At 71.8% G+C, this 13,174-nt stretch carries 8 protein-coding genes; all 8 read left to right on the forward strand.

Annotation, left to right across the window (positions count from 1 at the left end; all coding sequences use genetic code 11):
- Positions 1-8: 8 nt before the first annotated feature.
- Positions 9-1,334, forward strand: coding sequence for a nucleotide sugar dehydrogenase (locus B072_RS0104150; RefSeq protein WP_026245436.1), 1,326 nt, complete (start codon positions 9-11; stop codon positions 1,332-1,334).
- Complete coding sequence (locus tag B072_RS0104155) at positions 1,324-2,589, forward strand: glycosyltransferase family 4 protein (RefSeq protein ID WP_026245437.1); 1,266 nt, start codon at positions 1,324-1,326, stop codon at positions 2,587-2,589. Before B072_RS0104150 ends, B072_RS0104155 begins: the two co-directional genes overlap by 11 nt.
- Positions 2,586-3,950 carry a Wzz/FepE/Etk N-terminal domain-containing protein gene (locus B072_RS0104160; RefSeq protein ID WP_018528671.1) on the forward strand — a complete coding sequence of 455 codons (1,365 nt, stop codon included), beginning with the start codon at positions 2,586-2,588 and terminating at the stop codon, positions 3,948-3,950. Before B072_RS0104155 ends, B072_RS0104160 begins: the two co-directional genes overlap by 4 nt.
- The gene (locus tag B072_RS0104165) at positions 3,947-5,467 is read left to right on the forward strand and encodes a Wzz/FepE/Etk N-terminal domain-containing protein (protein ID WP_018528672.1); all 1,521 of its coding nucleotides are present in this window, start codon (positions 3,947-3,949) and stop codon (positions 5,465-5,467) included. Before B072_RS0104160 ends, B072_RS0104165 begins: the two co-directional genes overlap by 4 nt.
- A gap of 4 nt (positions 5,468-5,471) precedes the next feature.
- Positions 5,472-7,406: an asparagine synthase (glutamine-hydrolyzing) gene (asnB, locus tag B072_RS0104170; RefSeq protein WP_018528673.1), complete on the forward strand. Its 1,935-nt coding sequence runs from the start codon at positions 5,472-5,474 to the stop codon at positions 7,404-7,406.
- A 91-nt stretch (positions 7,407-7,497) separates the two neighbouring features.
- Positions 7,498-9,690: a bi-domain-containing oxidoreductase gene (locus tag B072_RS0104175; RefSeq protein WP_018528674.1), complete on the forward strand. Its 2,193-nt coding sequence runs from the start codon at positions 7,498-7,500 to the stop codon at positions 9,688-9,690.
- Positions 9,687-11,642 carry a heparinase II/III family protein gene (locus B072_RS0104180; protein ID WP_018528675.1) on the forward strand — a complete coding sequence of 652 codons (1,956 nt, stop codon included), beginning with the start codon at positions 9,687-9,689 and terminating at the stop codon, positions 11,640-11,642. Before B072_RS0104175 ends, B072_RS0104180 begins: the two co-directional genes overlap by 4 nt.
- A gap of 8 nt (positions 11,643-11,650) precedes the next feature.
- Positions 11,651-13,174 carry a right-handed parallel beta-helix repeat-containing protein gene (locus tag B072_RS0104185; RefSeq protein WP_018528676.1) on the forward strand — a complete coding sequence of 508 codons (1,524 nt, stop codon included), beginning with the start codon at positions 11,651-11,653 and terminating at the stop codon, positions 13,172-13,174.

The raw sequence follows: 13,174 nt of genomic DNA on the forward strand, positions 1-13,174 counted from the left end.
GGACGGGCATGAGGATCAGTGTTTTCGGGCTCGGTTATGTGGGCTGCGTGTCGGCCGCGTGCCTGGCCGGAATGGGCCACGAGGTCATCGGGGTGGACGTCAACCAGGTGAAGGTCGACCTGGTCAACGACGGCAAGGCCCCGGTGGTCGAGGAGCGGATCGGCGAGCTCACCGCCGAGGTCGTGCGGAGCGGGGCCTTGAGGGCCACCACCGACGTCCGCGAAGCGATCATGGAAAGTGAGGTGTCGCTGGTCTGCGTGGGTACGCCTTCGGAGTCCAACGGCAGCCTGTGCACCACCTACTTGGAGCGGGTGACCGAGCAGATCGGTGCCGCGCTCGCGGACCGTGGAGAGCACAGCGGCCGGCACACCGTCGTGTTCCGCAGCACCATGCTCCCGGGCACCTGCCTGAACCTGCTGCTGCCGATCCTGGAGAAGTACGTCGGCGGCACGGCGGGGGTGGACCTGGGGGTCGCGGTCAACCCGGAGTTCCTGCGCGAGGGCACGAGCGTGCGGGACTTCTTCGACCCGCCCAAGACCGTCGTCGGCGAGCTCGACCAGGCCAGCGGCGACACGGTGGCGGCGCTCTACGAAGGCCTGCCCGGCGAGGTGTTCCGGGTGCCGATCCCGACGGCCGAGGCCATCAAGTACGCGGACAACGCGTTCCACGGTCTCAAGATCGGCTTCGCGAACGAGCTGGGCGCGGTCTACCAGGCGCTCGGCGTGGACTCGCACCAGGTCATGGACGTGTTCCTGGCCGACCGCAAGCTGAACATCAGCCCCGCGTACCTGCGACCCGGCTTCGCCTTCGGCGGCTCCTGCCTGCCCAAGGACCTGCGCAGCCTGGTGTACGCGGCGCAGCGGGCCGACGTCTCGGTGCCCATCCTCTCCCACGTGCTGACCTCCAACTCCGCCCATCTGCAACGTGCGGTGGAGCTCGTCGAGCGCACCGGAAAGCGCCGGGTGGGCCTGTTCGGGCTGTCCTTCAAGCCCGGCACCGACGACCTCCGGGAGAGCCCGCTCGTCGAGCTGGCGGAGCGGCTCTTCGGCAAGGGCTACGACCTGAAGATCTACGACGCCAACGTGAGCCTGTCCCGGCTGATCGGCGCCAACCGCGAGTACATCGAGACCCGGCTGCCGCACCTCGCGCAGCTGCTCGCGGACTCCGTCGACGAAGTGCTCGACCACGCCGAGGTGTGCCTGGTGGGAACCCGGGACCCGGACGTCGTGTCGGCGCTGCCCCACGGGGACGCCCCGGCGATCGTCGACCTCGTCCACCTGCCCGACGCCGACGCGCGCCGGACCGAACCGGGGTACGTGGGCCTTGCTTGGTGACACGAACAGCGGCGCCCGGCACGGCCGGAGCGCGCTGATTCTGGTGGAGAACCTGTCGGTGCCGTTCGACCGGCGGGTGTGGCAGGAATGCCTGACGCTGCGCGACGCGGGCTGGACGGTGCACGTCATCTGCCCTCAGGGCAGCAAGCGCGACACGGAACCGGAGGCAGTGATCGACGGGGTGCGGATCCACCGCTACCCGTTGCGCGCGGCCACCGGAGGTCCGGCCGGCTATCTGAAGGAGTACGGCTCGGCGCTCTGGCACACCGCCCGGCTGATCCGCAAGATCGGCCCGGTCCACGTGGTGCACGCCTGCAACCCGCCCGACCTGCTGTTCCTGGCGGCGCGCCGGCTCCAGCGGCGGGGCGCGCGGTTCATCTTCGACCAGCACGACCTGGTGCCCGAGCTGTACCTCTCCCGGTTCGACCGCGGGGAGGACCTGCTCTACCGCGCCGTGTGCGCCCTCGAACGGCGCACCTACAAGGCCGCGGACATCGTGCTCGCCACGAACGAGAGCTACCGGGACGTCGCGGTGAGCCGCGGCCGCCAGCGGCCGGAGGACGTCTTCGTGGTGCGCAGCGCGCCCGCGGTCGAGCGGTTCCAACCGGTGCCGCCCGAGCCGGAGTTGAAGCGCGGCAAGCCTCATCTGCTGTGCTATCTCGGCGTCATGGGCCCGCAGGACGGCGTGGACTACGCCCTGCGAGCCCTCGCGAAGCTGCGCGACGAGTTCGGGCGGACCGACTGGCACGCGGTGTTCGTCGGAGCCGGTGACGCCTTCGACGCGATGGTGGAGCTCTCCCGCGAGCTCGGACTCTCCGAACAGGTCCAGTTCACCGGACGCATCCCGGACGCCGACCTGGTGCGCTACCTGTCCACCGCGGACGTGTGCCTGTCCCCGGACCCGCGCAATCCGCTCAACGACGTGTCGACCATGAACAAGGTCCTGGAGTACATGGCGATGGGCCGGGCGATCGTCTCGTTCGACCTCAAGGAGGCGCGCGTCTCCGCCGGTGACGCCGCCGTCTACGCGCCGGCCAACGACGAGGCCGAGTTCGCCAAGCTCATCACGGTGCTGCTCGACGATCCCGAGAAGCGGGCCCAGATGGGCCGGATCGGCCAGGAGCGGATCAGCGGGCCGCTCTCCTGGCGGAACTCGCAGGAGTCGCTGCTCGCCGCGTACGCCGCCGCCTGCCGTGGCCGCACCGCGGCCGCCCCGGGGGGCACAGCAAGGACAGGGAAGAGGCAGCGCAGTTGAGCGAGGACACGATACGCCTGGTCACCATCGGGCGGATCTTCCGACGGCGTCGGCGGCTGCTCGCCGTCCTCGTCGTCGTGGGCGCACTCGTCGGCCTCGGCGCCTCGGTGGTGGTGTTTCCGCCGCGGTACACGACGTCGGCATCGGTACTGCTGCCCGGCCAGTGGGAAGAGCGCGAGCTGCTGACCCAGGTGGACGTCGCGACGAGTTCGTCGGTCCTCGACGACGCTGCCGACAAGCTCGGCTGGAGCGGCGTCGACGGCGGCGACCTGCACGACAGGGTCAGCGCCAAGGCGGCCGACGGCAACATCATCAAGATCTCGGGCACGGCCGAGAGCCCGGAGCGCGCACAACAGCTGGCCGACCGGGTGGCCAGACAGTTCGTCAGCTTCGCCACCCGGATCACGGGTGGCGGCGGCGAGGCGACCACCGGTCTCGAAGACCTGCGCAAGCAGGTCGAGAACACCAACGAGCGCATCTCCGACCTGGCCGGCGCGGCCGACCCGGGGAAGACCGTGGAGAGCGTGGAGGCCCGCACCTCGCTGGAGAAACTGCGCACCTCCCTGGAAGAGGCCATGCAGAAGCTCAACGAGGCCGACCCGACGAACGCCAAGTCCGGCATGGTCGTCATGGGCTCCGCCGCGCGCCCCACCGGCGAGGCGGCACCGACGCGGACCCAGCTCATCGTCGCCGGGGCCCTGCTCGCCTTCGTGCTCGGCATCATCGGCCACCTCGTCGCCGCGCGCGTCAACCGCCGGCTACGGGCCGAACCGGAGATCGCCACGGCACTGGGCGCCGAGCTCATCGGCACCGTCGACGTCCCGGGCGAGCGGCCCGCGCAGCGGACCGAGGGCGGCGGCAGACACAGCCGCGTCCGCCGGATCCTCGGCGCCGACACCCGGTGGGACGTACCGGACCTGCTCAAGTCCGGCGACGAGGCCGTCCGGCGGACCCGCTACCGACGGGTGTGCGCTCGACTGCGGGACCGACTGCCCGCCCCCAGAAGACTGTTGGTGGTCGTCCCGGACGGTGACGAGCTCGGGCTCCGGGCCGCCGGGCAGCTCGTCGACGAGGCCCACGGCGATCCGGTGCTGCGCGTGGTCGAGGTCTCCGTGGAGCACCCGATGGTGCCGGACCGCGGCTTCGAGTCCGGTGCCCTGGTCGTCCTCAGCGCGGGCACCTGGACGGCGGACGAACTCTCCGGCATCGCCGGGGCGTGCGCGGACAGCAGGCACGAAGTCGTCGGCGTCGTTCTCGCCGACGCCGTGGAGGCGCGTCCGACGGATTCCGCGGACCGCCTCGCGGACCACGACACCCGGGCGCTCGCGGTGCGCGGCCAGGCCACCGGAGGTACAGGGTGACGACGAGCACGACAACCGAGTCGTCGGCGGCATCTCCGCTGTTCGACCTGCAGGGACTGGTCGTGGCGGTGCGCAGGCGGCGCCGCATCTGGTACTGCATGGCCCTCCTGGGGCTGATCGCCGGCGCCGCGGTGGCCGTCCTGCTGCCGCCCGCGCCCAGCGCGGTGACCAAGGTGCTGGTCGCCCACGCCGACGACCAGCCGAACGACACCGGAACCCTGATCCGCACCGACGTCCAGGTCCTGGGCACCACGCAGATCGCCGAAGACGCCCTGAAGTCCCTCAAGTCCGCCGAGAAACCGGAGGACTTCATGGAGGACTACCGCGGCACGGGACTCACCAACAACCTGCTGCAGATCGACGTGACGGCCGACAACGACGAGGACGCGGTGGCCCGTGCCCAGGCACTGGCCGACGCCTTCGTCGCGAACCACGTGAAGCGGATGCGGGACGCCGCGAAGGCCGAGTCCGACGCGCTGATCTCGCAACGCGACCGCATGCGGGACGAACTCGCCAAGGTCAATCAGGAGATCGGGGACCGGTCGGGCCAGACCGACCCGAAGGCCTCGGCGGACGTCGAGTCGCTCTTCGCGCGCCGGGCCGAACTCAACTCGCGGATCGCCGACTTCGACCAGCGCGCCGCGGAGGCCCGCACCGGCACGCCCAAGGTCGTCTCCGGTACGCAGATCGTGGACGCTCCCCGCGCGTTGCGGCACTCGCTGCCGAAGGCCGTCGCCACCGACGCGGCCATCGGGCTCGTCCTCGGCCTCGTCCTCGGGCTCGCCCTCGCCGCCGTCGGCGTGGTGGTGGCGGACCGCCCCGTGCTGCGCCGGGACATCGCGGCCAACCTGGGCGCCTCCGTCATCACGGAGCTGCCCCGCCGTTCCGGCAGGCCGTGGCGGCGCCGCAGGACCCGGGCGGCGGGCGAGCGGCTCACCGCGACGCTCGCCCGTACCGTGCGCGGCTCCGCGGAGCCGCTGTCGCTGCTCGAACTGGGCAGCGAGCGCAACACGTGCGCGATCGCCCTCAAGCTCGCCGGGGCGCTCGCCGCCGAAGGCCCCGTGGTCGTCGTCGACGGACTGCCCGGCGGCCGGCTCGCGCGCCGCCGCCGGCAGCCGGGCGACCCCACCGTGGTGAGCGGGGAGCGCGCCGAGACCGTGCCGGACCAGGACCGCCGCTTCGGGGTCGGCTCGGTGGCACCCGGCACCGCGTGGACCGACCTCCAGTACCTCGGCACCCGGACCGTGATCGTCGTTCGGGCCGGGCACTGCAGCTCCGCCTGGCTGCACACCGTGGCACGGCAACTCGCCGACCAGCACATCGAGGTGATCGGTGTGGTGCTGATCGACCCCGACCCGCGCGACCGCACCGACGGCACGCTGTGGGACGGACTGCACACCGCGCTGCGCGGCCGCAGCGAGCGGCCCGCACGGCAGAACGGGACGGGCCAGCGGCACGCGGAGCGGCTGCCGGCATGGGCCGCACGAGGCTCGGACAACGACCAGGAGGCGCGGTAGTTACATGTGTGGCATCGCAGGCACGTATCGATGGCCGGACGGGAAGGCCGTGACCGACCGGCTCACCGACACCCTGGCCCACCGCGGTCCCGACGGGGCGGGCCGGTACGGCCACCCCGTCGGCGACGGTGAGGTGCAGCTCGGGCACCGCCGGCTGTCCATCATCGACCTGTCCGAGACCGGCGCCCAGCCGATGGCTTCGGACGGCCTCGTCCTGACCTACAACGGCGAGCTGTACAACGCGCCCGAGCTGCGTGCCGAACTGGAGTCCACAGGGGTACGTTTCCGCGGCACCTCCGACACCGAGGTGCTCCTGGAGGCCTGGCGGCGCTGGGGCACGGACTGCCTGCCTCGGCTGCGCGGCATGTTCGCGTTCGGGATCTTCGACGAGCGCACCGGCGAACTGGTGCTCGCCCGCGACCAGTTGGGCATCAAGCCGCTCTTCCTGCTCCGGCGCGGCGAGGGCCTGGTGTTCGCCTCCGAGCTGAAGGCGCTCGCCGCGGTGACCGGCGGATCCCTCGAGGTGGACCACGCGGCGCTGGTGGCCTCGCTCCTCTACTACTGGGTGCCGGACTCGCGCTGCGCGTTCCGCGAGGCGGAGAAGCTGCCGCCGGGCAGCTGGCTGCGGATCCGGCCCGACGGCCAGGTGCGGCGCGGCCGGTACTGGAACCTGAAGGACATCGCGGCCGAGGGCCAGGAGCGGGCCCGCAGCGGTGAACTGCCGGACCTGGCCGCCATCGTCGAGGAATCGACCCGGCGCCACCTGCTCTCCGACGTCCCCGTGGCGACCTTCCTCTCCGGCGGCCTCGACTCCAGCTACCTGACGGCGCTCGCGGCCCGCCACCAGCCCGGGATCTCCGCCTACACGATCGGATTCCGCGCCGAGGACGCCAAGTTCGAGGCCATGCCGGACGACCTGCGCTACGCACGGCAGGTCGCCGCGCGGTACGGCGTGGACCTGCACGAGATCGAGATCGCTCCCGACGTGCTCGACCTGCTGCCGCAGATGACGTACAGCCTGGACGAACCGATCGGCGACCCCGCCGCGATCAACACGTTCCTGATCTGCCAGGCCTCCCGGGAGGCCGGGGTCAAGGTCATGCTCTCCGGGATGGGCGCCGACGAGCTGTTCGCCGGGTACCGCAAGCACCTCGCGAACGTGCTCGCGCTGCGCTACCAGCGCGTCCCGCGACCGCTGCGGCGCGGCATAGCGGGGGCCGTGGACCGGCTGCCGGTCGCGTCGGCCCGTCGCGGTTACCGGTCGGTGCGGTTCGCGAAGCGGTTCCTGTCCTTCGCCGACCTGCCGGAGGAGACGGCGTTCCGGCGCAGCTACACCATGTACGACCAGCAGGAACTGCTCGACCTGGTCGACCCGGACCTGGCCGGGACGGTCGACGACGTGCTGACCGAGCACGCGGACGTCTACCGGGACAACGAGCTCGACGACTTCGTCAACCGCATGTGCCTGGGCGACGCCCGGATGTTCCTGCCGGGCCTGAACCTCACGTACACGGACCGCTCCAGCATGGCCGCGTCGACCGAGGTACGCGTGCCGTACGTGGACGTCGAGGTGGTCAGGGCGGCGTTCGCGGTGCCGGGCGACCGCAAGATCGTCGGTCGGCAGGGCAAGGCCGTGCTCAAGGAGGCGGCGACCTCGATCCTGCCCAAGGAGATCGTCTACCGGCCCAAGGGCCTGTTCAGCGCCCCGTTGCGGGCCTGGATGAGCCGGGACCTGGCACCCCTGGTGCGCGAGGTGGTGAACGACGGCGTGCTCGTGAACTCGGGGCTCCTGCGCCGCGACGCGCTGGCCCGCATGGTCGCCGAGGACGCCGCGGGGCAGCGGGACTTCTCCAAGCATCTCTGGCACGTGCTGACTCTCGAGTACTGGTACCGCGACGCGACCTCCGGGTCCGGCCGCAGCGCCCGCTCGGCGGCGTAGAGGGCACCAGACAAGGCGGACAAGGCGAACACGGCGAACACGGCGCGGTCCGCGCAGACGGCGTGGACGGCGTAGAAACAAGGGGACTTCGGTGAAACAGGTTGTTCAGAACTACAAGAGCGGCGAGCTGACGGTGCTCGACGTGCCGGTGCCGGGCTGCAAGCCGGGCGGTGTGCTGGTCCGCACCGGGTACTCGCTGATCTCCACCGGGACCGAGATGATGAAGGTCTCCGAGGCCGGCATGTCGATGCTCGGCAAGGCCCGCTCTCGCCCCGACCAGGTCGCCAAGGTCATGCAGAGCGTGGCCACCAACGGAGTGCCCGCCACCTACCGCAAGGTGATGGGCAAGCTGGACTCGTACACGCCGCTCGGCTACTCGCTGTGCGGAGTGGTCGAGCAGGTCGGCGCCGGGATCGACGACGTCAAGGTCGGCGACCTCGTGGCCTGCGCCGGAAACGAGCACGCCCTGCACGCCGAGCTCAACTGGGTGCCGCGCAACCTCTACACCCCGATCCCGGACGGCCTCGCGCCGCGCCACGCCGCCTTCGGCACCGTCGGATCGATCGCGCTGCAGGGAGTCCGCCAGGGCGAGTCGCAGCTCGGCGAGGTCGCCCTGGTCATCGGCCTCGGCCTGATCGGACAGCTGGTGGTGCAGCTCCTCACCGCCGCGGGCGTCCGCGTCGTCGGCGCCGACCCCGACCCGACGCGCTGCGAACTCGCCGAGAGCCTCGGCGCCGTGGCCTGCGGCGACCCCGGGTCCGCGGCCGTGGAGAGCGCCGTCGCCGAACTCACCGAGGGCCACGGCGCGGACCAGGTGTACCTGGCCGCGGGCGGCGGCAGCAATCAGCCCGTCGAGCTGGCCGCACACCTGAGCCGGGACCGCGGCCGGGTCGTCGACATCGGCAAGTGCAGCCTGAACCTGCCGTGGAACGCGTACTACGAGAAGGAGCTCGACGTCCGGTTCTCCCGCTCGTACGGGCCCGGTCGCTACGACCCGGAGTACGAACTGGAAGGCCGCGACTACCCGATCGGCTACGTGCGCTGGACCGAGCGCCGCAACCTGGCGTGCTTCCTCGACCTCGTCGCCCGCGGCCGCGTCGACGTGGAGCCCCTGATCTCCCACGTCTCCGACTTCGACGACGCCGTGGAGACGTACCAGCGCCTGAAGGACGGCGAGTTGAAGGCCGTCGCCGTGCTGTTCCGCTACCCCGACCAGAAAGCGCAAGGCGAAACGGAAGCGGCGGCCCCGGTGGTCGCCGTGCCCGCGGTCAAGCGCGGCGGTGCGACGCCCGCTCCGGTCCGGGCCGCCACCACGCCCGTGCGCCTCGCGTTCGTCGGCGCGGGCAACTACGCGACATCGATGCTGCTGCCGCACCTGGCCGGGCGCGACGGCGTCGAGCTGTCGACCGTCGTCACCACGACGGCGCTGTCCGCGGCCAACGCCCAGCGGAAGTTCGGCTTCGCCGAGGCCACCACCGACCTGGACGCCGTACTCGGAGACCCGGCCGTCGACGCGGTGTTCGTCGTCACGCGGCACAGCTCGCACGCCGAGCTGACCCGCAAGGCGCTCCTCGCCGGCAAGGCCGTGTTCGTCGAGAAGCCCCTCGCCCTCACCGAGGACGAACTGGCGAGCGTGCTCGCGGCGGTGGAGGAGTCCGGCAACGACCGGCTGCAGGTGGGCTTCAACCGCCGCTTCTCGCCCCTGCTGCGGGAGGCCAAGCAGCGGTTCGGCGTCAGGACCGGCCCGGCGAGCCTGCGCTACCTGGTCAACGCGGGCCGGCTGCAGCACGGCAGCTGGTACCTCCAGCAGGGCACCGAGGGCTCGCGGTTCGCCGGCGAGGGCGGACACTTCATCGACACGGCGAGCTGGCTGCTCGACGACGACCCGGTCTCGGTGTACGCCATCGCCCCGACCGGCAACGAGGACCTCCAGGTCGTGCTGCGCTACGCGGACGGATCCACGGCCACCATCAGCTACGTCACCACGGGCGCGCCCGGGTTCCCCAAGGAGACGCTGGACCTCGTCGCGGACGGCAAGGTGCTGCGGCTCGACGACTTCGTCCGCGCCTCGGTGTACGGCCGCAAGAAGTGGGTCAGTTCGCGGCTGCCCAAGGCCCGCGACAAGGGCCAGGAGACCGAACTCGCCGCGTTCGTCAAGGCCGTGCGCGGCGGCGGTCCGATGCCGGTGCCGCTGGATTCGCTCGTCGCCACCACGGCGGCCACCCTCGCCGTGCAGGCGGGCCTGGCCGGCGGCGCCCCGGTGACCCTGGAGCGGTCCCGATGACGATGAGTCCCGCCTGGTACCTGCGACGTCTCTCCGCGATGGGCCCGCGGGAGATCGGCGGCCGCGCGGGCGACGCCGTGCGCAGGCGGCGGTGGCGCTCGGCGCGCCCCGACTGTCCGACCGGGACCGGCGCGCCGTTCACCGCGGTGCTGCCCGCAGGGACCCTCGCGGCCATCGCGCCGGACGCCGCGAAGCGTCTTGTGGCCGAGGCCGACCGGCTGATGTACGGCCACGCCGAGTACTTCGGCGTGGTCCGCGACGACCTCGTCGACCCGGACTGGTGGAGCGACCCGAAGACCGGCCGCCGGGCTCCGTGGGGCTACGCCTTCGACGTGCCGTACCGCGACGAGGACGCGGTCGGCGACATCAAGCAGATCTGGGAGCCGTCCCGGCACCAGTACCTGACCGTGCTCGCCGCCGCCTACGCGATCACCGGCGACGAGCGGTACGCCGAGCGCGTGGCCGACCACCTCAGGTCGTGGTGGGCGGCCAACCCGCCGCTGCGTGGGGTGCACTGGATCAGCGGCATCGAGCTGGGCATCCGGCTGATCTCCTGGGTGTGGGTGCGCCGGCTGCTCGACGGCTGGCCGGGCGCGGCCGCGCTGTTCGAGGACAACCCGGTGGCGGTGAACCAGATCTGGCACCACCAGCGCTGGCTGGCCGGCTTCCCCAGCCGGGGCTCATCGGCGAACAACCACGTCATCGCCGAGACGGCCGGGCAGTTCGCCGCGGCCTGCGCCTTCGCCTGGTTCCCCTCGTCGCAGAAGTGGCGGACCGACGCGCTGCGCTCGCTGGAGCGGCAGCTGCGCTCCAACACCTTCCTCTCCGGCCTCAACCGCGAGCTGGCCACCGAGTACCACGGACTCGTCCTCGAACTGGGTCTGGCCGCGGTGGCCGAGGCGGACGCCGCCGGTGTGCCGGTGCCCGCGACGGTCCGGCTCGTGCTGCTGCGGATGACCGACGCGCTCGCGGCCGTCGTGGACAGCGGCCTGCGCCCGCCGCGCCAGGGTGACGCGGACGACGGCCACGGCCTGATCGTCGACGGGCCGGGCACCGACCGCTGGGGCTCGCTGCTCGCCACCGGGGACGCCGTCTTCGGGCGGCTCGACTGGTGGCCGACGGTGACCGCCACCGACGTGCGCACCCCGCTGCTCGCCGCGCTCGTCAAGGCCGGCGCGGCGAAGGGGATCACCCGCCCGACGAGCCGGCCGGACCACTTCGCCGACGCGGGCATGACGATCCTGCGCGACACGGGAGAGACGGGCGAGGTCTGGGCCCGCTGCGACGGCGGCCCGCACGGCTTCCTGTCCATCGCCGCGCACGCCCACGCGGACGCGCTGTCCCTGGAGGTCCGGCACGACGGCGTCGACGTGCTGGCCGACCCGGGCACGTACTGCTACCACGGGCAGCCCGAGTGGCGGCAGTACTTCCGGTCGACCCTGGGCCACAACACCCTGCAGCTCGACGACAGCGACCAGTCCGTCTCGGGCGGCCCGTTCCTGTGGACGAGGCACGCTCGCACCCGTGTCCTCGCCGTGGAGACCTCCGGCGAGGCCGCGGCCCGCTGGAGCGCCGAACACGAGGGCTACGAGGGTGCCGTGCACCGGCGCCGGGTGGAACTGGCGCCCGGGGGAGCGGAGTTGACGGTGGTGGACGAGGTCACCGTCACGGACCGGGCCGTGCGCCTGGCGTTCCACCTCGGCCCCGCGGTCACCGCGGAGCTGACGGACGACCGTGCCGTCCTCACCTGGAGCCGTGACGGCGAGGAGCGCTCCGCGGTCCTGGACCTGCCGGGGCAGCTGTCCTGGCGGGCGCACCGCGGCGAGACGAACCCGCCGCTGGGCTGGTACTCGGCCGGCTTCGGGCGCAAGGAACCCAGCACGACCCTGGTCGGCACCGGATTCACCGACGGCACGGAGGGCTTCACCACCGTGCTCAGGTTCCGCGGCTAGGGGGGCGCGTGGGGAACAACAGACGGCACTGGACACCCGCGGCGGCCCTGCTGACGCTGGCCCTGCTGGCGCTGACCGGCTGCGACAGCCCGCCACCGCCCACCGAGGCGAAGCCGACCGCCGCACCGCCCACGCCCGTGGCCCGGGTGTGCGACAAGCCCGAGCCCGGACCGGCGAAGGCACCCGCCGGCGCGGTGACGGTCGACCCCAAGAAGGTCAACGACCTGGCCGCGAAGACCAGGCGCAGCCCGGCGGGCACCACGTTCTGGCTGAAGCCGGGCAAGCACCGGCTCGAAGCGGACCGCTACGCCCAGGTCATCCCCAAGAAGGGGAACCGCTACCTCGGTGCGCCCGGCGCGGTGCTCGACGGCGGGAAGAAGAACCAGTACGCGTTCGGCGGTGCGGCGCCCGGCGTCACGATCCGCTACCTCACCGTGCAGGGGTTCGTCGCGCCGCAGGACCAGGGCGTCGTCAACCACGACTCGGCCGACGGCTGGGTGATCGAGCACGCGACCATCCAGCGCAACTCCGGCGCCGCGCTCATGGCCGGCGCCCGCCAGCACGTCCGCGCCAACTGCCTGCGCGACAACGGCCAGTACGGGATGAACGCGTACAAGCCCGACGGACGCATCACCGGCCTGGTGGTCGAGGGCAACGAGATCGTCGGCAACAACACCGACGACTGGGAGGCCAAGCGCGAGGGCTGCGGCTGCACCGGCGGCATCAAGTTCTGGGCCGTCAACGGCGCGGACGTACGCGGCAACTGGGTGCACGACAACCGCGGCACCGGGCTGTGGGCGGACACCAACAACAACGACTTCCGCATCGAGAACAACCTGATCGAGAACAACGACGGCGCCGCACTGATCTACGAGACCAGCTACAACGCCGTCATCCGGAAGAACACGATCCGGCGCAACCAGTGGATCGAGGGCCGCGGCGCCGCCGAGAGCGGCGACACCTTCCCGTACGCCACCGTGTACATCTCCGAGTCGGGCGGTGAACCGCGGATCAAGGCCCGCACCGACAAGATCGACATCTCCGGGAACCTGCTGGAGAACAACTGGGCCGCGATCACCCTGTGGGAGAACGCCGACCGCTTCTGCAACAGCCCGGCCAACACCTCCTCCGCGGACTGCACCCTGCTGGTCAAGGACGTCGACCGCTGCGCCCAGCCGAGGATCGCGAGCGATCCGCTGTACGACGACTGCCGCTGGAAGACCCAGCGGGTGGACATCCACGACAACCGCTTCGTCCTGGACCGGTCCGTGGTGAAGTGCCTGGACGGGTGCGACCGCATGGGGCTCCTCTCCAACTACGGCACCTATCCGAAGTGGTCGCCGTACAAGGGCGAGAAGGTGGCCCGGGCGATCACCACCGAGCAGGACAACCGCTGGCACGACAACACCTACGTCGGGCCGTGGAAGTTCGTCACCCAGGACACGAGCCGCGTCCTCGGCTTCACGAAGTGGCGGGGCAAGCCCTACGGGCAGGACAAGGGCAGCACCATCGCCGCACGGGCGGGTGGTTGA

Source organism: Streptomyces sp. HmicA12, assembly GCF_000373565.1.
Lineage (GTDB): Bacteria > Actinomycetota > Actinomycetes > Streptomycetales > Streptomycetaceae > Streptomyces.